20 protein-coding genes are annotated in these 20,877 nt (G+C 69.0%); 15 read left to right on the top strand and 5 right to left on the bottom strand.

Annotation, left to right across the window (positions count from 1 at the left end):
- Positions 1 to 6: 6 nt before the first annotated feature.
- The 4 genes from E4P38_RS00745 to E4P38_RS00730 are packed head-to-tail and all read right to left on the bottom strand — an operon-like array spanning position 7 to position 2,936.
- Complete coding sequence (locus tag E4P38_RS00745) at positions 7 to 1,197, bottom strand: acyl-CoA dehydrogenase family protein (protein ID WP_167760380.1); 1,191 nt, start codon at positions 1,195 to 1,197, stop codon at positions 7 to 9.
- Complete coding sequence (locus tag E4P38_RS00740) at positions 1,194 to 1,610, bottom strand: OB-fold domain-containing protein (RefSeq protein ID WP_135129806.1); 417 nt, start codon at positions 1,608 to 1,610, stop codon at positions 1,194 to 1,196. Before E4P38_RS00740 ends, E4P38_RS00745 begins: the two co-directional genes overlap by 4 nt.
- Positions 1,611 to 1,623: 13 nt before the next feature.
- Positions 1,624 to 2,439, bottom strand: coding sequence for an enoyl-CoA hydratase-related protein (locus E4P38_RS00735; RefSeq protein WP_167760379.1), 816 nt, complete (start codon positions 2,437 to 2,439; stop codon positions 1,624 to 1,626).
- On the bottom strand, positions 2,436 to 2,936 hold the full coding sequence (locus E4P38_RS00730) for a hotdog domain-containing protein (protein WP_135129804.1): 501 nt from the start codon (positions 2,934 to 2,936) through the stop codon (positions 2,436 to 2,438). Before E4P38_RS00730 ends, E4P38_RS00735 begins: the two co-directional genes overlap by 4 nt.
- 112 nt (positions 2,937 to 3,048) lie before the next feature.
- Here E4P38_RS00730 and E4P38_RS00725 point away from each other — a divergent pair, with 112 nt between their 5' ends.
- The 15 genes from E4P38_RS00725 to E4P38_RS00655 all read left to right on the top strand — a co-directional run bounded on the left by E4P38_RS00725 (position 3,049) and on the right by E4P38_RS00655 (position 19,600).
- The gene (locus tag E4P38_RS00725; RefSeq protein ID WP_135129803.1) at positions 3,049 to 4,197 is read left to right on the top strand and encodes a hypothetical protein; all 1,149 of its coding nucleotides are present in this window, start codon (positions 3,049 to 3,051) and stop codon (positions 4,195 to 4,197) included.
- Between the two features lie 17 nt (positions 4,198 to 4,214).
- Positions 4,215 to 5,255: a nitronate monooxygenase family protein gene (locus tag E4P38_RS00720; RefSeq protein ID WP_135129802.1), complete on the top strand. Its 1,041-nt coding sequence runs from the start codon at positions 4,215 to 4,217 to the stop codon at positions 5,253 to 5,255.
- A gap of 25 nt (positions 5,256 to 5,280) precedes the next feature.
- Positions 5,281 to 6,108 (top strand): ABC transporter ATP-binding protein, encoded by an 828-nt coding sequence (locus E4P38_RS00715; RefSeq protein WP_135129801.1) that lies wholly within the window; start codon positions 5,281 to 5,283, stop codon positions 6,106 to 6,108.
- Entirely contained in the window at positions 6,105 to 8,018 is a 1,914-nt protein-coding gene (locus E4P38_RS00710) for an AMP-binding protein (RefSeq protein WP_135129800.1), read from the top strand. The genes E4P38_RS00715 and E4P38_RS00710 overlap by 4 nt, the downstream gene beginning before the upstream one ends.
- Positions 8,015 to 8,899, top strand: coding sequence for a branched-chain amino acid ABC transporter permease (locus E4P38_RS00705; RefSeq protein WP_135129799.1), 885 nt, complete (start codon positions 8,015 to 8,017; stop codon positions 8,897 to 8,899). The genes E4P38_RS00710 and E4P38_RS00705 overlap by 4 nt, the downstream gene beginning before the upstream one ends.
- Before the next feature lie 4 nt (positions 8,900 to 8,903).
- Positions 8,904 to 9,962, top strand: a complete 1,059-nt coding sequence (locus tag E4P38_RS00700) for a branched-chain amino acid ABC transporter permease (RefSeq protein ID WP_135129798.1) — start codon at positions 8,904 to 8,906, stop codon at positions 9,960 to 9,962.
- Between the two features lie 64 nt (positions 9,963 to 10,026).
- Complete coding sequence (locus tag E4P38_RS00695; RefSeq protein WP_135129797.1) at positions 10,027 to 11,286, top strand: ABC transporter substrate-binding protein; 1,260 nt, start codon at positions 10,027 to 10,029, stop codon at positions 11,284 to 11,286.
- 6 nt (positions 11,287 to 11,292) lie between these two features.
- Positions 11,293 to 12,087: an ABC transporter ATP-binding protein gene (locus E4P38_RS00690; protein WP_135129796.1), complete on the top strand. Its 795-nt coding sequence runs from the start codon at positions 11,293 to 11,295 to the stop codon at positions 12,085 to 12,087.
- On the top strand, positions 12,084 to 13,304 hold the full coding sequence (locus E4P38_RS23325) for an AMP-binding protein (protein WP_135129795.1): 1,221 nt from the start codon (positions 12,084 to 12,086) through the stop codon (positions 13,302 to 13,304). The genes E4P38_RS00690 and E4P38_RS23325 overlap by 4 nt, the downstream gene beginning before the upstream one ends.
- Positions 13,298 to 14,341 (top strand): LLM class flavin-dependent oxidoreductase, encoded by a 1,044-nt coding sequence (locus tag E4P38_RS00680; protein WP_245160704.1) that lies wholly within the window; start codon positions 13,298 to 13,300, stop codon positions 14,339 to 14,341. Before E4P38_RS23325 ends, E4P38_RS00680 begins: the two co-directional genes overlap by 7 nt.
- Positions 14,338 to 15,177 (top strand): enoyl-CoA hydratase-related protein, encoded by an 840-nt coding sequence (locus E4P38_RS00675; RefSeq protein WP_135129794.1) that lies wholly within the window; start codon positions 14,338 to 14,340, stop codon positions 15,175 to 15,177. Before E4P38_RS00680 ends, E4P38_RS00675 begins: the two co-directional genes overlap by 4 nt.
- Positions 15,174 to 16,232 carry an MBL fold metallo-hydrolase gene (locus E4P38_RS00670; RefSeq protein ID WP_135129793.1) on the top strand — a complete coding sequence of 353 codons (1,059 nt, stop codon included), beginning with the start codon at positions 15,174 to 15,176 and terminating at the stop codon, positions 16,230 to 16,232. The genes E4P38_RS00675 and E4P38_RS00670 overlap by 4 nt, the downstream gene beginning before the upstream one ends.
- Entirely contained in the window at positions 16,229 to 16,975 is a 747-nt protein-coding gene (locus tag E4P38_RS00665; RefSeq protein ID WP_209308854.1) for an SDR family NAD(P)-dependent oxidoreductase, read from the top strand. The genes E4P38_RS00670 and E4P38_RS00665 overlap by 4 nt, the downstream gene beginning before the upstream one ends.
- A gap of 230 nt (positions 16,976 to 17,205) precedes the next feature.
- The gene (locus E4P38_RS00660) at positions 17,206 to 18,213 is read left to right on the top strand and encodes a TIGR03617 family F420-dependent LLM class oxidoreductase (protein ID WP_135129792.1); all 1,008 of its coding nucleotides are present in this window, start codon (positions 17,206 to 17,208) and stop codon (positions 18,211 to 18,213) included.
- 655 nt (positions 18,214 to 18,868) lie between these two features.
- Positions 18,869 to 19,600, top strand: a complete 732-nt coding sequence (locus E4P38_RS00655) for a hypothetical protein (RefSeq protein ID WP_135129791.1) — start codon at positions 18,869 to 18,871, stop codon at positions 19,598 to 19,600.
- A 272-nt stretch (positions 19,601 to 19,872) separates the two neighbouring features.
- Here E4P38_RS00655 and E4P38_RS00650 read toward each other — a convergent pair whose 3' ends face one another.
- On the bottom strand, positions 19,873 to 20,568 hold the full coding sequence (locus E4P38_RS00650; protein ID WP_135129790.1) for a hypothetical protein: 696 nt from the start codon (positions 20,566 to 20,568) through the stop codon (positions 19,873 to 19,875).
- Between the last annotated feature and the right edge of the window lie 309 nt (positions 20,569 to 20,877).

The following is a 20,877-nucleotide window of genomic DNA, read 5'->3' as shown; positions in this document are numbered from 1 at the left end:
CATCGGTCAGGGCAACGCTGCCGTTCTCGCCCAGCCGGGCTCGCGCGGAAGCTGTTCAGCGATGATCTTCTGCTGGATCTCGCTGGTGCCACCGCCGATGGTGAACAAGCGGGCGTCTCGGTAGAGACGCTCGACCTCGTACTCGCGGATGTACCCGTAGCCGCCGTGGACCTGTACCGCCAGGCTGCTCACGCTGTTGGCCAGCCTACCGCCGACGAGTTTGCCGATCGATCCGTCGACGACCGCCGGCCGACCGGCGTCCACGAGCCCGGCGATGTGCCGGTAGAGCAGGCGGCACTCGAGCAGGCCGGCGGCAATGTCGGCCAGCATCCCCTGGACGGGGCCGTGCCGGTCAAGGGACTTCCCGAACGCGGTCCGGTCCGCGGCGTAGCGGCTCGTGAGCTCGAGCGCACGCGCGCACATGCCGGCGGCGATTGCGGGGATCGCGAGGCGCTCGTAGTCCAGGACGTCCATCCCGATCTGCCATCCGTGGCCGACGGGGCCGAGCCGGTCGTCGTCCGACACGATGACGTCGTCCAGGACCAGTTCGCAGGTCGGCGAGGAGCGCAACCCCATCTTCTCCAGCGCGCGCGGGACCGTGATCCCCGGCAGATCCATGGGAACGACGAACGTCGTGAGCGTCTCGCGAATGCCGGGGCCGCCCGTGCGGGCCAGGACCAGCAGGCAGTCGGCCACCGTGGCGTTGGTGATGAACATCTTCCGGCCGTTGAGCCGCCAACCGTCCGGCGTGCGCTCGGCCTTCGTGGTGATGCTCGCGACGTCCGACCCGGTGTGCGGCTCGGTGACTGCCCAGGAGCCGATCATCTCTCCATTGGCGATCGGCACGAGCCACTTCTGCTTCTGCAGCTCGGAGCCGTGCAGCGCTACCGCCCGAGAGAGCAGGTAGGTCGGCATGAGGGACATGGCGAGCCCCGCGTTGCCGTAGCCGAGCTCCTCGATCCCCTCGTGCAGTGCGAGCGAGTTCGGGCCTGTGCCGCCGTACTCCTCGGGAATGACCGCGCCGTAGAGACCGAGCTTCCCGGCCTGGAGCAGCAGCTCACGGATGAGCGGCATGTCCTGCGGGTGCTGGTCGAGCTCATGGCTCCTCGGGATCACCTTCTCCTCGGTGAACCGCCGGATCGTCTGCGCGAACGGTGACGCCGCGCTCGCGCGGGTGTGGGACATGGTCGCTGTCACGCTGTCTCCTGGTCTCGGAAGCGGAGCTCGGTCCATTCGGGGTGGTCGACGAAGTCCGGCGCGACGCGAGCGCCGATCGCCGGGGTGGTGTCCATGCGGGCCACCATGCGTCCGCCTCCGTCGAGATCGACGGTCGCGACGGTGTACGGGACGTCGGCTGCGAATGCCGCATCGAAGGCTCGGTGAACGACGATGTAGGAGTAGACGGTGCCGGTGCCCGCCGCCTCCTCCTCGCTCCACTCCGGATGCGCGCAGTAGGGACAGGACGGAGTGGCGGGGAAGCGTCGCCGGTTGCAGGACGTGCAGGCCTGCAGAGTGATCCGGTGCTCGCGGAGGGCCGCCCAGTACTCGCGGCTGTCCTCGTCGGGCAGGGGGCGTGGCGGTGCTGCGGGGCGTGCGGCGGTGGTGGTCACGGAAGGCTCCTCGTCATCGTCCGGTGAAGGCGGGGCGACGCTTCTCGGCGAATGCCCGGAGGCCTTCGGGAGCGTCGTCGCTGGTGAGGCAGTAGCGGCCGGTCACCTCTCGCTCCAGCCGCATGCCGGCGGGAATCCCCGTGCCTTCCCAGAAGGCGGTGTTGAGGACGCTCTTGGCGTTCGCCACCGCCAGTGGGGACTTCTTGGCGACCTCCTTGGCGAAGGCGATCCCGGCGTCGACGAGCTCGTCGTCCGGGACGACCTTGCTGACCAGGCCCCAGTCGAGCGCTTCCGCGGACGGCAACAGGCGTCCGGAGAGCACCAGCTCACGGGCTCGAGCCGGTCCGACGGCCCGGGGGAGCAGCGTCAGGACCCCACCGCCGCCCATTTGCCCGAACGGCAGGTGGGCGTCGCCGATCTGGGCGGACTCCGCGGCGATCGCCAGATCGCAGGACAGGATCAGCTCGATCCCGCCGGCGACTGCGATCCCGTTCACCAGGGCGATCACGGGTTTGGGCTGCTGGGAGATGCGGCTGAAGACCTCGTGCAGGTCCGCCAGGAACTGCGGGAAGTCCTGCGGGTCCCGTTGGAGCTCCTGGTACTTCTTCATGTCGCCACCCGCGGAGAAGGCGCGGCCGGCACCCGTCACGGCGATGACCCGGACGGCGGAGTCCGCAGCCAGCTCGTCGAAGATCCGTCCGAGGCGACGACCGGTATCCCAGTCGAGCGGGTTCATCTCTTTCGGGCGGTTCAGCGTCACCAGCCCCAGGAGTGATCCGTGCTCGTCGACCGGCAGTCGGTCGACGAGGATCGTGTCGTCGGTGGTCACGGGCGTCCTCCGGAGATTGCGGCCGCGGGCAGTACGGGGCCCGGCGGATCGATGGTCGGTGTGGACTCGAGGGCGTTGCGGAGCCATTCCGGTAGCGGCGCCGACGTCAGGGAACGGCTCCTGCCCGTGCCCGCGAACGTCGACCAGACGTGCCAGCTGCCGACGTGCAGGACAGGCGTCCCGTCGTCGATGCGTCGTGCGGTCGCCGCGATGCCGAAGGACGTAGTCCCGATACGCGTCGGGTGCAGCGAGAGCCAGAGCTCGTCGTCGACCGAGATGGGCGCGGGATACGTCGCCGCGGAGGCCACGCAGGGGCAGGCCGCGTCGCCCTCGAGCATCTCGCTGATCGCATGCCCGGTGTCCTTCAGCCAGCCGGTGAACAGCTCTTCCTGCCATCGGTAGGCCGCCGGGAAGTACAGGATCCCCGCCGCATCGACGTCCCCCATGGTCACCCGGCGCCTGGCCGAGAACAGGTGGAGTCGGGGTCCTGTGGTCACGGCCGCACATTAACACCGAGTCGGGAATCGACGTCAAGGAAAAACTTTGACCGGATGGTTGACGAATGAATCGCCCCGCTCCTATGGTCCCGGTCACACAAAGGAGGTGCTGATGAAGACCGCTGCCATCGCAGGCGTTGGGTTCACGGAGCTCACCAAGTCATCCGGCCGGAGCGTTCTGGACCTGGCCACCGAAGCCGGCCGCGCGGCCGCCGAGGACGCCGGACTGCCGCTGTCGCAGATCGACGGTGTCGTGAGCTTCAGCGTGCTCAACGACTCGGTGTCGAGCGAGGCAGTGGCGACGTCACTCGCGCTGCCGGGGTTGCGCTTCGTCATGGACTTCCAGCAGGGCGGCCAGTCGCCCTGCTTCATGGTTCAGCAGGCGGCGATGGCGGTGGCGCAGGGATACGCCGAGAACGTCCTGGTCTTCCGGGCGCTCAACGGCCGATCCGGTGTGCGGGTAGGGAGCGGCCAGTTCCCCGGCGGCGCGTCCCAGTACCGCTATCCGATCGGCTACAACGCCTACCTGATGTACATCGCCATGTGGGCGCAGCGGTACCTGCACGAGACGGGGACCGACCCACGGGCACTGGGTGACGTCGCAGTGGCCCAGCGGGCGTACGCCGAGCTGAACGACCGGGCGATCCTGCGGAAGCCCCTGGACATGGAGTCCTACCTCGCGTCACCGATGATCGCCGACCCGTTCCGCGTGGCCGACTGCACGAGCGAGGTGGACGGCGCCTGTGCCGTCCTCGTGACCAGCCTCGACCGGGCCCGCGACCTGCAGCAGGAGCCGGCGGTCATCGCCTCCGCCGCCTACCGCGCCGGAGCTCGACCGGGTCTCGACATCGGTGACCAGCTGCTCTACGACGACTACACCCGCAACTTCACCGACCTGCTCCGCGACGAGCTCTACGGCCGCGCGGGCATCTCCGCCTCCGACGTCGACTTCGCCGAGATCTACGACTGCTTCACGGCGGTCGTCCTCATGGGCCTCGAGGGGCTGGGCTTCTGCGACCGGGGCGAGGCGGGCGACTTCGTGCGCTCGGGGGCAACCGCTCTCGACGGGAGTCTGCCGGTGAACACCCACGGTGGCCTGCTCGCGGAGGGCTACCTGCACGGCATGAACACCGTGGCCGAGGCGGTCCTCCAGATCCAGGGCCGAGGCGGGTCGCGTCAGGTGAGCCGGCACGACGTCGGCGTTGTCACCTCGGGCGCCCTCGCAGACGGCTCCGCCCTAGTTCTCACCACCGACCGCTAAGACGAAGAGGAATCGGCGTGAACGCGTTGTCCAACCGGCTCACCGAACTGCTCGGCATCGAGCACCCGATCATCCAGGAGGGCATGGGCCCTTACAAGACGAACAGCATCGCCGCTGCCGTCTCCAACGCCGGAGGCCTCGGCACGGTCAGCATGCCCGGGATGACCAAGGAGCCCGGTCGGGGCTCGGAGCTGCTGCGCGACAACATCGCCTCCGTGGCGTCGCTCACCGACCGCCCGTTCGCCGTGAACGTCCCGGTGGGCCGGGACGGCAGCGGCGTCGTCCTGCCGGTCAGCGAGGCCTACATCCGGGCGGTCATCGAGGCGCGGCGCAGCGACAGCGCGATTGAACGCCAGCTCGTCGCCCTCACGACCAGTGCCGGGTTCCCCGGCGAATTCCGCGACATGATCCGCGACGCCGGCCTGATCCACATGCACAAGGTCGGTTCCACCCGCCACGCGCTCAAGGCGCAGGAGCAGGGCGTCGACGTCGTCATCGCGTCGGGATACGAGATGGGCGGGCACACGCATGCGTCGCCGGTCCACACCTTCGTCCTCGTTCCGAACGTGACCGAGGCGGTGTCCGTCCCGGTGGTCCTCTCCGGTGGCGCGAGGGACGGACGCACGCTTGCGGCCGCTCTCGCCCTGGGGGCGAGCGGCGTGGCCATGGGCACCCGATTCATCGCCAGCAGCGACAACACCGACTGGCACCCCGCCTACGCGCGAAAGATCGTGGATGCGCGGGAGGGCGACGACGTCGTCTTCCCGGCCGTCTACGGCCCTGCCCGCGGACTCCGGAACGCCGGCGTAGAGCGTCTGCTCGAGATCGTGCGGACCAACGAGATGACCGACGCCGAGCTGATCCGCTGGAAGGACGACGGCCTGATCCGCGCGCAGGAGACCGGCGACGTCGACAACGGGATCATGGCCGCCGGGCAGGTCTCGAGCGGCATCCACGAGGTCATCGACATCGCTGACTTCGTGCCCACCATGGCGGCCGAGGCGGCCGAGATCCTCAGGCGGCTCGCCGGCGCTGTCAGCCCGGCTCCCGTCTCCTAGGGGTGAGGAGGCCGTGGGAGCCGCAATGCCGCTCGCGCTCGACGTGTCCGACCTGGAACTCCGGTTCGGTGGGCTGACCGCGCTCTCCGGCGTCTCACTGCAGGTGCAGCAGGGTCACATCGCATCGCTGATCGGTCCCAACGGCGCCGGCAAGACCTCGCTCGTCAACTGCGTCACGGGCTACTACCGCCCGACGTCGGGCCGGATCAGCTGCTACGGCACCGACGTCACGGGCTCCTCCCCGCACAAGGCGGTCGCGGCCGGCATGGCGCGGACCTACCAGAACATCGAGCTGTTCAAGGGGATGTCGGTTCTCGACAACCTCCTGCTCGGCCGCCACCGGCACCTTCGGTCCGGATTGATCAGCGGCGGTCTCTACTACGGCCGAGCCCGCAGGGAGGAACTCGCGGCCCGGGCGGCGGTCGAGCACCTCATCGACTTCCTGGAGATCGCGCACGTCCGGCGGACACCGGTGGGGCTGCTGCCCTACGGACTCCAGAAGCGGGTGGAGCTCGGACGCGCGCTCGCCGTGGAGCCCCGCCTGCTGCTGCTCGACGAACCCATGGCCGGCATGAACCTCGAGGAGAAGCAGGACATGGCCCGTTTCATCCTCGAGACCCGGGAGGAGCGCGGCGTGACGGTGCTGCTCATCGAGCACGACATGGGCGTCGTCATGGACATCTCGGACCACGTCGTGGCCCTGGAGTTCGGACGTGTCATCGGTGCGGGGACGGCCGAACAGGTGGCGCAGGACCCGCGGGTGATCGCGGCCTACCTGGGCGGCCAGCGGGCCGAGGGCGACGGGGAAACCGGGGCGTCCCTCGTGGGCGCGCCGCAGGGGGCACCGTCGTGACCGGCCCGCGCACCCTGCCTCAGGCGCTCCAGCAGGCGGCGGCCGAGTGGCCGGAACGCCCCGCTCTGCGCGAGAAGGTCCTGGGCATCTGGTCGCCGACCAGCTGGCGGCGTTACCAGGAGCGGGTCAAGCACTTCGCCCTGGGCCTCTCCGCCCTGGGCGCCGAACGCGGTGTGCGAGTGGCGATCCTGGGGACGAATCGGCCCGAGTGGTTGGTCGCGGACCTCGCTGCGCAGAGCCTCGGGGGCGCGGGCGTCGGGCTGTTCGTGGAGTCCCTCCCGGAGGAGGTCGCCTACGTCATCAACCACTGCGACGCCACCGTCGTCGTGGTCGAGGACCAGGAGCAGGTCGACAAGATCCTCGAGGTCCGGGACCGGCTCGAGAAGGTCACTCACGTCATCTACGACGACCCGCAGGGCATGAGCCGCTACGACGACCCTCTGCTCATCTCCTTCAGCGACGTCGAGCGCCTGGGTGCGGAGCTCGACTCCGCCGAACCGGGTAGGTACGACGCCGAGGTCGCGCTCGGCCGGCCGGACGACGTCGCCGTGCTGCTGTACACCTCGGGCACGACAGGTGCGCCCAAGGGCGCGATGCTCTCGCACCGGAACATGGCTGCCGCCATCGAGCAGTTCCTCGCGGTGGAACCCGTGGAGCCTTCGTTCGAACTCGTCTCCCACCTGCCCATGGCGTGGGCGGGGGAGCGGCTCTGGTCCACCGCGGGTCACGTACTCAAGGGATACCGGGTGAACTTCCCGGAGTCCAAGGAGACCATCCGCGGCGACATCCGGGAGATCGGGCCGCATCACATCTTCGCCTCGCCGGCGATGTGGGAGGAGTACCTCTCGACGGTCGAGATCTCGGTGGGGGACGCGACGCGGCTCAAGCGGGCGCTGTACCGGTGGGCTCTGCCGATCGGTCACGCCCGAGCCGAACGGATGTACCGCGGGGAATCGGCCGGCCTGCGCGATCGGCTCGTGACCGCGCTGGCGGACCTGCTCGTGTTCCGGCCGCTGAGGGATCAGCTCGGACTGCTCCGCGCGGCGCGGATCTACTCCGGGGGTGCGGCGCTCGGGCCCGACGTCTTCCGCTGGTACCACGCGCTCGGCATCCCGATCAAGCAGGTGTACGGCCAGACCGAGGTCGGCATCGTCAGCGTCCACTGGGACCAGATCAAGCCCGACACGATGGGCAGGCCGGTTCCCGGCGCGAGCATGCGGACCGGCGACGACGGCGAGATCCTCATCGCCGGCGACAGCGTCTTCCTCGGCTACTACAAGGACGACGCCGCCACGGCGCGGGCCGTCAAGGACGGTTGGCTGCACACCGGCGACGAAGGCCACTTCGACCAGAGCGGCCACCTGGTCGTGGTCGACCGCATGAAGGACGTCGCGAAGCTCCGGTCCGGGCAGCGCTTCAGCCCCGCCTTCGTCGAGAACAAGCTCAAGTTCAGCCCCTACGTCAAGGAGGCCGTCGCGTTCGGCGACGGACGCGACCACGTCGTCGCCCTGGTCAATGTGGACGGCAAGAGCGTCGGCAAGTGGGCCGAGCAGCACGGCATCTCCTTCACCACCTACGCGGACCTGACCCAGCGGGCCGAGGTCCTCGAACTGATCCGGAGCGAGGTGACCCGGGTGAACCGGGATGTCCCGGAAGCGAACGCCATCGTCCGGTTCTGCGTGCTGCACAAGGAGCTGGATGCCGACGACGGTGAGGTCACGAGGACCCGCAAGGTCAAGCGGAGCCTCGTGGCAAAGCGCTACGGCTTCATCGTCGAGGCGATGTACGCCGGCCAGGACCTCGTGCCCGTCGAGGCCGAGGTGACCTATCGCGACGGCCGTCAGGCCGTCGTCAAGACCGAGCTGCACATCGTCGACCCGCGGGTGGCCCCCCTGGAGGCGATCGCATGACGCTGTTCCTGCAGCTGCTGGTCAACGGCGTGCTCATCGGCATTCTCTACGCGCTGCTGGCCCTGGGCTTCGTCCTCATCGCGAAGGGCAGCGGCGTCATCAACTTCGCGCAGGGCGAGCTGGTGCTCCTCGGGGGCTACCTCGTCGCGGTGCTGCTCGGCGCGTCGGGCGAGAACGTCTTCGTCGCCCTCGGGGGGGCGATGGCGGTCATGGTGATCGTGGGGGTGGTGATCGAGCGCGGCGTGCTGCGCCCGCTGGTCAACGAGCCGCTGCTCTCCCTCGTCATGGCCACGATCGCGATCGGCACCGTCATCCGTGGTGTGGTGCCGTTGATCTGGGGGACGAGCACGAGGTCGGTCACGACGGTCTTCCCGACCGGGACGCTGGAGTTCGGCGGCATCCGCGTCCAGCAGCCGGTCCTGTGGGCCGCGGCGTTCGCGCTCCTCTTCATCGGCGCCTTTGCGATGTTCTTCATGCGCTCCCGCATGGGGCTCGCGATGCAAGCGGTCTCCGACGACCGCATCGCCAGCCAGTCCCTGGGCGTCGACACCCGGCGGATCAACGCCATCGCCTGGGGCACGTCCGGCGTCACCGCGGCCTTCACCGGTTACGTCTGGGGCTCCGTCCTGGGAGTCGACCCACTGCTCGGCATGATCGGCATCCTCGTCTTCCCGGTCGTCATTCTCGGGGGCATCGACTCGATCGCCGGCGCCCTCGTCGGCGGAGTCGCGGTGGGCATCGTCGAGGGGATGGCCGGCGGCTACCTCGACCCCATCGTCGGCGGCGGATTCAGCCTCGTGGCGCCGCTCCTGCTGCTCCTGATCGTCCTGATGGTGCGCCCCTACGGCCTCTTCGGTCGACGAGAGATTGAGCGGGTGTGACGACATGCCACTGCTGACCACGCAGACCGGGCGTTTCCGCGACAGCTATGTCGCGGACTCCCGCATCAATGACACCGGCAGCAAGAAGACCGTCGTCCTCGGTGGTCTCATCCTGCTCTTCCTCGTCGTCCCCATGGTGGCCGACGACTACCAGCTCGGGGTCCTGAACCTCATCGGGATCGCCGCCGTCGGGGCGCTGGGGCTGAACATCCTCGTCGGCTTCACGGGGCAGATCTCCCTCGGGCACGCGGCGTTCGCGGCCGTCGGGGCCTACACCGCGGCAAATCTGAGCCTGCGCCTGGGATTGCCCGCACTCATCGCGATTCCCGCGGCCGGACTCATGGCCGGGGCCGTCTCGCTCCTGTTCGGCGTGGCTGCCCTTCGTGTGAAGGGCCTCTATCTCGCCATTGCCACGCTGGCGGCGCAGTACTCGATCGAATGGGTCCTCAACCACTGGTCCTTCGCCACGGGCGGTTACCAGGCGACGCTCTTGATGCCGCCGTTCGCCATCGGGCCGTGGGACAGCGCGACGACCGTCGGCAAGTACTTCCTCATCATGGGGATCCTCGCCCTCGGTGTCCTGTACGCGGAAAACCTGTTCCGCAGTCGGACCGGTCGTGCGCTGGTGGCTGTTCGTGACCAGTATCTGGCTGCCGAAGGCGTCGGCATCAATGTCTTCCACTACAAACTCCGCGCGTTCTTCATCAGTTCCGTCTACGCGGGGATCGCGGGTGCCCTGTACGGCTACAACGTGGGAATCGTGACGACGGAATTCTTTCCGCTGGTCCTGTCGATCCAATTCCTGGCAATGATCATCATCGGCGGCCTGGGCAGCATTCCCGGATCGATCCTGGGCGCGGCCTTCGTCACCCTCATTCCCATCGTCCTGCGGGACGGGCTTCCGACGATCGGGATCTCCTTCTCCTCGGACATCGAGGTCTATCTCGTCCAGGTCCTCTTCGGACTGACGATCCTCCTCTTCCTCGTCCTGGAGTCAGGAGGCCTCTACCGACTTTTCAACAACGTCCGGGACTACTTCCGGATGTGGCCTTTCTCGTATTGACGCCGCGCGGTCCGTGTCGGTGCTGGTCGCAACTCTCCCTCGTTGCGAATCCCAAGGAGGAAACATGCAGGGCAAGAGATGGACTGGATCCGCGCTGTTGCTGACCGCGATGTTGCTCGCGTCGGCGTGCGGCGGAGAGGCCGAATCCACGACCACGGACGCCGCAGGCGACGAGCTCGGCAGCAAGCCGGCCGTGACCGTAGGCATGACCGGCGTGCGCGTCGGGCCCATCCCGGCCATCGGCCGTGGCGTCGGAGACGCGCTGAAGGACTGGTTCGCCATGGTCAACGACCAGGGCGGGATCGACGGCCGTGAGGTCGTGTTCGAGGAGATCGAGTCCGAGTACGCCGTCCCGAAGGCAGTCGAGGCCTACACCAAGCTCAAGCAGGACGGCGCGGTCGCCGTCATCGCGATGGGCACGCCGCTCGCCGCCGCGATCATCCCGATGAGCCAGGCCGACAAGATCATCACCATCAACCCGGGCGTGGGGCTCGTCGACAGCGTCGACGGCAACAAGTACCCGTACGCGATGCCGGCGACGCCGACCTACGCGGCGCAGATGTCTGCGCTGACGCAGTGGGCCGTGAACGACTGGGAGGAGAAGGGGGAGTCGGGGGCGCCGAAGCTCGCCTGCATCGGCTGGGACAACCCGGCCGGCAAGGAGGGTTGCGCCGCGATGGACGCCGCGGCCGAGGAGCTCGACGCCGACGCCGTCGCCTCGACCTTCATCCCCCCGGCGGCGGTCGACGCCGGCCCTCAGGTTCTCGAGGTCAAGCAGGCCGACCCCGACTACATCCTCACCGGGACCGGCGGCAAGACGCCGACTCTCGTCGTCAACGGCGTGCGTGACGCCGGTCTGGACGTGCCGCTCCTGACGTGGCACTGGGGACTGAGCCAGGACGAGATCGAGGCCGGCGGTGAGAACGCCGAGGGCTACATGGGCTCGTCGATGGCCAAGATGCCGCAGTCCGACCCCGAGGCCCTCCAGATGCTGCGCGACTGGTGGGAGGAGAGCGGGGAGACGCCCAACCCGGTCGCCGACGAGGTGTTCTACGGCCAGGGCCTGGTCATCGCCACGATGCTGGCGAAGGCCCTCGAGAACGCCAGCGAGCTGGCCGGTGACGGCGAGATCACCGGGGAGCTCCTCAAGGCCGGCTACGAGTCGATCGAGGACTTTGACGGCTACGGCGTCGCCTGTCCCACCACGATCACCGAGGAAGACCACGGCGGTGTGCGCGCGGTGAACATCTACCGGGTCGAGGACGGCGCGTTCGTGCTCGTCGAGGACTGCATCGAAGGTCCCAAGCTGGACATCGAGCCGTAGGCCGTCATGTTGACCCTTGACGGCGTGGAGGTCGTCTACAACCGCGTGGCGCTCGTCCTCAAGGGAGTCTCGTTGCGCGTCGAGGAGGGCTCGATCGTGGCCCTCCTCGGCGCCAACGGCGCCGGCAAGTCGACCGTGCTCAAGACCATCTCGGGCCTGCTCGCCGCCGAGCGCGGCGAGGTCGTCCGGGGCGAGGTGAATTGGCAGGGCAAGTCCCTGTTGCGGATGCCGGCCTCGCAGGTCGTCGAACGAGGCGTGGTCCAGGTGCTCGAGGGACGGCGGGTCTTCGAGCACCTGACCGTGGAGCAGAACCTCCTGGTCGGTGGCTATCGGCGCGGCTCCCTGCGTGCCGCTCGGCAGGCACTCGACGTTCCGTACGCCTACTTCCCGAGGCTCAAGGAACGGCGCGCCCAGCGGGCCGGCCTGCTCTCCGGCGGCGAGCAGCAGATGCTCGCCATCAGCCGGGCGGTCATGTCGAACTGCAAGCTCGCTCTCCTCGACGAACCGAGCCTCGGTCTGGCGCCGATGCTGGTCGAGGAGATCTTCGAGATCGTGCAGCGCCTCAACGCCGACGAGGGCCTGACCGTGCTCCTCGTGGAGCAGAACGCCGATGCCGCCCTGCGCATCGCCCAGCACGGTTACGTGCTGGAAGACGGGCGGATCGTGCTCGACGGCACGGCTGAGGAGCTGCGGGCGAATCAGGACGTCGCGGAGTTCTACCTCGGCCTCGCGGGCGTGGGGTCGCGCCGCAGCTTCCGGGACGTGAAGACGTATCGACGACGGAAGAGGTGGTTGGGATGACCGTCGTGGCTCCGCCCTTCGACGAACTGGAGACACGCGACGAGGCGACCCGCCGCGGCGACATCGAGGCGCGGCTCCCGGGTGTGCTGGCGCGGGCGTGGGAACGTGCGCCGGGCTGGCGGCGGTGGCTCGAGGCGGCGGGTGTGCAGCCGGCCGACATCACCTCCGTGCAGGACCTCGCACTGCTGCCGGTGCTCCCCAAGCGCGAGTTGCAGACCATGCACGCCGCAGATCCTCCGTTCGGCGGGCTGCTCACGGTCGGCCTCGGGGAGATCCCCCGGCTCTTCATGTCGCCCGGCCCCATCTACGACCCGCAGCACGGTCGCAGCGATGTCGGCGGCTTCGCCCGTGCGCTGCACGCGGCGGGGTTCGGCGCGGGCGACATCGTGCTCAACACGTTCTCCTACCACCTGACCCCGGCCGGGCACGCGTTCGACTCGGGCGCCGTCAGCCTGGGCTGCGTCGTCGTCCCCGCGGGGGTGGGCAACACCGAACAACAGCTGCAGTTGCTCGCCGACGTCCCGGTGAGCGGCTACATCGGCACGCCGTCGTTTCTCGACATCCTGCTCACCCGGGCACAGCCGCCGTGGCGGTTCCGCACGGCGCTGGTCGCCGGCGAGCGCATGACGGCCGACCTCCGTGAACAACTGGAGCAGCGCAGCGGCGGGCGGGTGTCGCAGACGTACGGCACCGCGGACCTGGGGCTGATCGCCTACGAGTGCGGCGCCAGGGACGGCTATCACCTCGGCGAGAGCCACCACGTCGAGATCTGCGACCCCGCCACGGGGGCACCGCTCCCGCAGGGGGAGACGGGCGAGGTCGTGGTGACGACCTTCTCCGACATCTACCCGATGCTCCGCCTCGGCACCGGCGACCTGTCCCGTGAGCTGCCGGCCGGATGCCGCTGCGGCCGGACGTCACGGCGTCTCGAGGGCGTACTGGGCCGGGTCGGTCCCGGCGTCAAGGTGCGCGGAATGTTCGTCTACGACCACCACGTGACCCGGGCGCTGGGCGCCACCGCCGGGCGGCTGGTCGTCAGCCGGGACGGAAACCAGGATTCCGCCGTCCTCGAGGTGGAGTCCCCGTGTGCGGTGCCGGAGGCAGTCCTGACGGGTGCCTTCCGGGACGCCGCCAAGGTCCGGGCGGAAGTACGGATCGTGCCGGCAGGAACGCTTCCACAGGGAGGTCCCATGATCATCGACGAGCGCACGTGGTGACGCGTCCGGACGCTGCCTCCTCACGGCTGGGCATCGTCCTGCTGGGCGGAGACATCGCCACCGCCACACGCCTGACCACCCGAGCGGAGTCCGCCGGCCTGGACTCGGTCTGGACGACCGAGTTCTACGAGCGCACGGCGATCGTCTCCCTTGCGGCCATGGCGCAGGCCAGCGAGCGCGTGACGTTGGGGAGCGGCATCGCCTACGCGGTCGGCCGCTCGCCGCTGGTGCTGGCGGCAGAGGCGCGGGACCTCGACGAGCTCTCCGGAGGCAGGCTCGTCCTCGGACTCGGTACCGGCACCCGCACGATGCAGCGGGACTGGCACGGTGTCGACCCGGAGGCGCCGGCGACCCGGGTGGAGGAGCTCGTCCCCTTGCTGCGCCGGTTCTGGACGATGGACGACCGAGGCGTCGAGCACCAGGGCCGCTTCTACAACGTCCGTCTCAAGCCGACGGTCGAGGTCCGGCCGCCCCTGCGCAGTGACATCCCCGTCTATCTCGCCGGCGTCAATCCCCGGATGGTGGAGGCCGCGGGCCGGGTCGCCGACGGCCTCGTCGGACATCCCATCTTCACGCGGCGGTACGTGGAGGAGGTCGTCCGCCCGGCACTGGCCACCGGCACGAAGGTCACCGACCGCGGCGACCTCGAGATCCCGATCGCCGGGTTCGTCATCTGCTCCATCCATGACGACGTCGAGAAGGCCCGCAACGACGCGAAGGCGCAGATCGCGTTCTACGCCGTCGTCAAGAGCTATGCCGGCGTCTTCGCGCTGCACGGGTTGGAGCGGCATCTGGACGAGATCCGCGCGGCGTGGGCACGCCGTGACGAAGCCGGGATGATCGCGGCGGTGCCCGACGAGCTCGTCGACCTCATGGCGGTCACCGGACCGCCCGACGAGGCGAGGCAGAGGTTCGAGGCCGTCTTCGACGGCCTGTACGACGACGCCCTGCTGTACTCGCCGAGCTTCGGGCTGTCGCCGGAGCGGTTCAGCGAGAACCTCGACGCGATCATCGACACCTTCGGTGGTCGCGCGTGACGCGCCCGGCAGGTCCCGATGACCTGACCGACGTCCGGTACGAGGTCGAGGGCGGACTCGCCTGGATCACCATCGACCGCCCGGACCGGCTGAACGCATTCCGGGCGCAGACGATCGACGAACTCATCTGGGCCTTCAAGACCGCCTGGGCCGACAGCACCGTCGGCGTCGTCGCCCTGACGGGCGCCGGTGACCGAGCCTTCTGCGTCGGCGGCGACCAGAAGCAGCGGCAGGAGACCGGTGACTACGGGCCGAGCGCCTCGGGGCTGTTCGAGATCGAAGCCCTGCATCGAGTGGTCCGCGACATCCCGAAGCCGGTCATCGCGGCGGTCAACGGCATGGCGGTGGGCGGCGGGCACGTGCTGCACGTCATCTGTGACCTCACGATCGCCGCCGAGCACGCCACGTTCGGGCAGGCGGGTCCCAAGGTGGGCTCGTTCGACGCCGGCCTCGGCACCGCCTACCTGGCCCGGATCGTCGGCGAGAAGCGCGCCCGCCGGATCTGGTACCTCTGCGAACAGCACTCCGCCCGCACGGCGGAGGCGTGGGGCCTGGTGAACACGGTGGTGCCGGCTGCCGAGCTGGCGGCCGAGGTCAGGCGCTGGGCCGACATCATGCTCGCGAAGAGCCCGACCGCCCTGAAGGTGCTCAAGCACTCCTTCAACGCCGACAGCGAGTCCATCGCCGGCATCGGCTCGATGGCCTGGGACACCCTCGACCTCTTCGTCGCGTCCGAGGAAGCGCGCGAGGGCCTGACGGCCTTCAACGACAAGCGGCCGCCCGACTTCCGCCGGTTCCGGCCCGGGTCCGCCTCGGCCGGCGGGCCACCGCCGTGACCTCGCTCCGGGTGCGGCCGGACGGCGACGCGGACTGGGAGCAACCGGGCGTCTTCGAGGTGGCCCCCGGCGTGTACCGGATTCCCCTGCCGCTGCCGAACGACGGCCTGCGGGCGGTGAACGTCTATGCGCTCATGGCCAACGAGGACCTCGTGCTCGTGGACTCCGGATGGGCCGTCGACGATGCCCGCGAGCGCCTGCGACAGGCCCTGGACGTCCTGGGGAAGGCGTTCACGGACGTGCGACGGTTCCTGATCACCCATGTCCATCGCGATCACTACACGCAGGCGATCCTGCTGCGCCGGGAGTTCGGTGCGCCCGTCGCCCTCGGTGCGGGGGAGCTCCCGGCGATCCGCGCCGCGCAAGACCCTGCGCGCGAACCGCTGCAGCACCAGTTGCTGCATCTTCGTCGTGGGGGAGCGGGGGCGATCGCCGACCGGCTGTCCGCGATGGGGAGGCTGGAAGACGTCAACCCGAAGGACTTCGAGTACCCCGACTCGTGGCTCCACCACGGCGATGTCATCCCGGTCGACGGACGGGTCCTGGACGTCGTCCCGACGCCCGGGCACACCCGCGGCCACGTCGTGTTCCACGACGTCGAGGGGAAGCTGCTGTTCGCGGGTGACCACGTCCTGCCGAGCATCACGCCCTCGATCGGCTTCGAGCCCGTGCTCTCGCCCGACCCGCTGGGCGACTACCTGCGGTCGCTCGCGGTGGTGCGCGCGCGGCCCGATGCGATGCTGCTCCCGGCGCACGGGCCCACCACGCCGAGTGTTCATCGGAGGATCGACGAGCTCGTGGCCCATCATGGCGCGCGGCTGGAGCAGACCGAGACCGCCGTCACGGGCGGGGCCGCCACGGCTTTCGACATCGCCGGAAGGCTGCGGTGGACGCGCCGGGAGAGGCTCCTGTCCGATCTGGATCCGTTCAACCAGATGCTCGCGATCTGCGAAACGGTCACGCACCTCGATCTCCTGGTCGCACAGGGGAGGCTCGCCCTCACTGTGGAGGACGGGGAGCACCGCTACGGGTCGCCGGGGGGAGCTGCCGCGTGAGGGTCGACCTGAACGGCCGGACGGCCGTCGTGACGGGGGGCGCGTCGGGGATCGGCCGGGCCGTCGTCGAGGCACTGGCCGGCTCGGGCGCACACGTGGCCATCCTGGACAGGGACGGTGCCGGGGCGCAGCGGGTTGCCGAGAGTCTGGGCGAGGGAGTCGTCGCCATCGAGGTCGATCTGACCGACCGGCAGGACGTCGCGCACCTCGCGGATGCGGTCGAGCAGGCCCTCGGGCCGGTCAGCATCGTCGTCAACGCGGCCGGCTGGGACCTCGTGGAGCCCTTCCTCGACAACTCGCGTGACCTCTGGGACCACCTCCTCGCGCTCAACTTCATGGCGCCGGTCGATGTCAGCCGCGTCTTCCTGGAACGGATGGTGCAGCGCGACGCGCCCGGCCGGATCGTCAACATCGCGAGTGACGCCGGACGCGTCGGCAGTTCGGGTGAGGTCGTCTACGCCGGGGCCAAAGGGGGTCTGATCGCCTTCAGCAAAGCGTTGGCGCGGGAGACCGCGCGGTACGGGATCACCGTCAATGCGGTGTGCCCAGGACCGACGGACACACCGCTCTTCCGGAGTCTGCCCGACCGCATGCAGGCTGCCCTGATCCGCGCCATCCCCCTTCGTCGCCTCGCGCAGCCCGACGAGGTGGCGGCGGCCGTCCTGTTCTTCGCTTCGGACTCCGCCTCGTTCATCACCGGGCAGGTTCTCAGCGTGAGCGGTGGACTCACGATGGCTGGCTGACCGGCGGCGGAACCGTGGCAACGCGCTGGAGGGTCGTGGCTCTGTCGGCCACCGTGGCTGTCAACCCGGGATTGGGTCGGCATCGCTCGTCTGATTCTGCGAACAAGACTCGAGTTCACCCGGGCCTGCACCGCGTCCTGACGAGCGTGCAGCAGGAGCGCAGGCACCGCCGCCGCTCCAGCAGCGGTCGACGACTGCCCATCAGTACTGCCCCAGAGAGGTTCTGACAGATGAAGGTCGACTACCAGCTCGACGTGGCCCCGGAGCGGGTGCTCCAGACCGCCCGGCATATCGAGGAACAGGGGTACGACGGTGTTTCCCTGATCGAGGCAGCGCACAACCCCTTCCTCGCCGCCGCCCTCGTCGCGTCCGCCACGTCGCGGGCGCAAATCAGCACGGGCATCGCCGTCGCGTTCGCCCGATCACCGATGACGCTCGCGGTCACCGCCAACGACCTCCACCTGCTGTCGGAGGGCCGGTTCCTGCTGGGCCTCGGCTCGCAGGTGAAGGCGCACATCACCCGTCGCTTCTCGATGCCCTGGTCGCAGCCGGCGGCTCGCATGCGTGAGCTCGTGACGGCGATCCGAGCGATCTGGCGGACCTGGCACGAGGGTGTCCCGCTCGACTTCGAGGGCGAGTTCTACCGGCACACGCTGATGACACCGATGTTCAATCCGGGCCCTAACCCGCACGGAACGCCTGGCATCCTGCTCGCCGGAGTGGGCGCGGCAATGACCCAGGTGGCCGGCCAGGTGGGTGACGGGCTGCTGTGCCATGGGTTCACGACGGAGCGCTATCTGCGCGAAGTGACGCTGCCCCTCGTCGCGGCCGGCCGCGCGTCGGCGGGCAAGTCCATGGACGGCTTCGAGGTGGGCGGCATGCCATTCGTCGTTACCGGAGCAGACGAGCGGGAAATGGCAGCAGTGAAGCAGGCGACCAAGGAGCAGCTCGCCTTCTACGCCTCCACACCGGCCTACAGGCCGGTCCTGGACCTTCATGGATGGGGCGATCTGCAGACCGACCTGAACGTGATGTCCAAGGCGGGCCGCTGGCGGGAGATGGGCGATCTCGTCGATGACGAACTGCTCGACGCCGTCGCGGTCGTCGCGGAGCCCGACAAGGTCGCCGCAGAGATCCAGCGCCGCTATGGCGATGTGTTCACGCGCCTTCAGCTGTACGTCAAGGGACCGCTGTCCGACGACGTCCGGCGGACCGTCGTGACCGACCTGAGGGGCTGAGCCGCGCCGCGCGGACTGGAGCAGGAAAATCCTTTCGCCGCTCTCCCGCGGCGAGGTCGGGTACGTCGCGACATGCTCGCGCGCTGCCGGACCGCTCTGGTCTGAACCTGCTTCGTCCCGTGGCTGACCGGTTCACGGTCGAGGACCCGCGGCACCGCGTGCGGGCTTGATCGGCCCGGGCTGGTCACTGCCGAGAGCGGGTGACCGGGATCGAACCGGCATGGCCAGCTTGGAAGGCGAGGGCTCTTGACAGTCATCTGCGCTGGTCAGGCGGGCGGCAGGCCCCGGACCGTGCCTTCCCCGTGCCTCAGTGTCCAGCGGGCGCTCGGTGTGGGCAGGCCGCAGGGGCCTGGCGGAGGTTCCTGGCCGCAGGCACCTCGACCCCCGACCTAGCAAGGGGGTCCATAGCCGAGACGACCGCGGCACCACGGCGACGATTCACCCGAAGTTGGGGCAGTCCCGTTGGACACCGACGCCGAGTGGGCCCCGGTGTCCGGAAGCGGTAAGGGGTGGGGTGGCCACCCGCCGTAGGTCAAGTTGTGCGCCATGACGCAGGCAGGACCGGCCAATTTTACGGTTCCCTCGAAGGGGTGGTACGTGACTCGACGGCTCTGACCTCCGAGGAATCGTCAGCGCTCGCACTTACAGTCGCAGAATGACCTTCGAGGACCTGGACCCCGACCTGCTGTGGGAGCCGATGTGGGTTGGGCGACCCGCTGGTACGCATTTCTCAGCCGGTGGCACCAGCCCGCTCGCGCGTTCTGACGACACGAACAAGCTGGAGACACAGGCGGTCTTCGGGGGTCCCGTCGACGAGGGCGAGGGTGACTCCGGCCTTCTCAGGGTGGTCGTCGGCCTCGGCGTCGGCGTCCTGCTGACCATCGGTGGTCTCAAGGGATTGCCGAGCCTCACGAGCTGGTGGAAGGACCGCGCGGCAACGGCGGCCGAGCCCGCGCGAGCGGTAGCAAGTGGCGACGAAGCCGTCACGTCCGAAGCGCCCTCGATGTTGGTCGCGGCGTTCACGAGCGAGGTCGAGGTCGCCCTCGAAGGGCACCGGACGAAGATGAGCAGCGCGGAGGCGCGGCGCCGCATCGTGGAGATCATGCTGGCGGCGGCCGTCATCGCCGAGAACGTCAGAGCACTCTCGGGCGCTCAGCTCGAGGACGACGCTCACTCGAAGCTGCGAAACGCCCTTGCCGAACTGGCGGCTCCGGACGTCGTGGACTACGTGAACCGAGCGCTCGCGGCAGACTCTTCCCTGCTCGATGACCGGACGTCGGGTCGTGTCGTGGAGCTCTTCGGGGGAGGGCGAACCGTCGACGGGCAGTACGTGCCGTTGTGCAACGACAGGGTCGCCGAGGTACTCAGGTTGCCACGGGCTGCCTGATCACCCAGTCAAAGCTCCGGCCCCGTGCGTGGGCAAGAACGCAGCGCGATGGCGCTGGTTCGGCCGGTACTCCCGCTACAGCAACTACTGGAGGGCCGATCGCCGGTGGTGGCGGGCCCTCCTAGGCTCGTGCGTGCCTGGCTGCCTTGCGTCGCCGACCGGGTGCCCAGGCTCCTGTGGCCCACCTTTAGCCCTCGTCGTTCCCGACCGGGCGCTGCAATCGCTGGGTAAGCCCTGCGGCTACTCGGTCCCTCGAGCTACGAAGCCAGCTTTCATCGACCGCAAAACCACGGCAGATCGTGAGCCGTATCGGCTTTGGCGACGCCGGTCTCCGGCTGCAGTCTCCTACGCTCGATCAGCAGGCTACTCACGTCCTGCACCCCTCCAGGAACCGTCAGTTCGGCGATGGAGGGTCGCTTGTCTCGACGCTCATCCCACGGGTACTCGCCGATGGGCAGGAAAGGCCTCGGTCCACGCTGCACCTTCGCGCCGGGATGGACGGCGCCGCTGTTGTACGGCGACAGTTCGACGATGTGGCCATATCGCGCCAGGAGCGCAGCGGTGTCCAGGACGAGCATCTCGTGCGCTCGGTCCCGGTAGGGGGGCGCGTTCCTGAGCCTGAGCAGCGGCGGCTCATCGAGGAAGAAGAAAACTCGGTGGTTGAGTGCCCAGTAGTACTCGGATACGTCCATGCCTACCAGCGTCCGGCGCAGGACTGTCTCGTTCATCGGCTTGTTGTCGCGTATCCACGCGGTTCCAACGTCCGAGCGCTCAAGGCGCCTCATCTCAGGCCGGCGCTGGCACAGCAGGCGCTCGCGGTCAGGGCCGACGACTCCGTACACGTCGAGCAGCGATGCCGTCGACAAGAGCCCGTGGCGCTCGATCGACGGCCAGGCCCCGATCTCCGTCAGGTGATACAGCCGCGGCCAACGCTGCTCGAGGACGCTGATCGATAGCGACGACGCCATGGGCGGACGATAGCGGCAGCGACTCACCTAGCTACTGGCCTAGCTACTGCCCAGAGTTCCCTTGGCTTGTCCGGAGGGGAGTCCGGCCACGTGAGCGGCCCGTCGCGCAGAGACTTGGCTCAGGACTCGTACTGGTACACGGTGGTGATGAGTCTGGGTCCGCCGATGACATTCGGCGCCTTCTGGGTGAGCTTGGAGGTCGTCGGCTCGATCGGGGGGACTAGTTAGGGGGAATGCGCCTCCTTCGCGCGTTGGGCACCATGAGGGACGTGAAAGTTGGCGGCTTGCTGACCAGGTCACGATGACGCT

The sequence above is a fragment of the Blastococcus sp. CT_GayMR16 genome (genome assembly GCF_004570875.1).
Taxonomy (GTDB): domain Bacteria; phylum Actinomycetota; class Actinomycetes; order Mycobacteriales; family Geodermatophilaceae; genus Blastococcus_B.
The sequence above is the reverse complement of the archived record's forward strand: the minus strand, read 5'-3'. Positions and strand labels throughout refer to the sequence as shown.

Coding starts and splice junctions, on each gene's coding strand:
- E4P38_RS00725 (WP_135129803.1), top strand. CDS start 3,049: ATGAAGACCGCTGCCATCGCAGGCGTTGGGTTCACGGAGCTCACCAAG.
- E4P38_RS00715 (WP_135129801.1), top strand. CDS start 5,281: ATGCCGCTCGCGCTCGACGTGTCCGACCTGGAACTCCGGTTCGGTGGG.
- E4P38_RS00705 (WP_135129799.1), top strand. CDS start 8,015: ATGACGCTGTTCCTGCAGCTGCTGGTCAACGGCGTGCTCATCGGCATT.
- E4P38_RS00700 (WP_135129798.1), top strand. CDS start 8,904: ATGCCACTGCTGACCACGCAGACCGGGCGTTTCCGCGACAGCTATGTC.
- E4P38_RS00695 (WP_135129797.1), top strand. CDS start 10,027: ATGCAGGGCAAGAGATGGACTGGATCCGCGCTGTTGCTGACCGCGATG.
- E4P38_RS00690 (WP_135129796.1), top strand. CDS start 11,293: ATGTTGACCCTTGACGGCGTGGAGGTCGTCTACAACCGCGTGGCGCTC.
- E4P38_RS23325 (WP_135129795.1), top strand. CDS start 12,084: ATGACCGTCGTGGCTCCGCCCTTCGACGAACTGGAGACACGCGACGAG.
- E4P38_RS00660 (WP_135129792.1), top strand. CDS start 17,206: ATGAAGGTCGACTACCAGCTCGACGTGGCCCCGGAGCGGGTGCTCCAG.
- E4P38_RS00655 (WP_135129791.1), top strand. CDS start 18,869: ATGACCTTCGAGGACCTGGACCCCGACCTGCTGTGGGAGCCGATGTGG.
- E4P38_RS00650 (WP_135129790.1), bottom strand. CDS start 20,568: ATGGCGTCGTCGCTATCGATCAGCGTCCTCGAGCAGCGTTGGCCGCGG.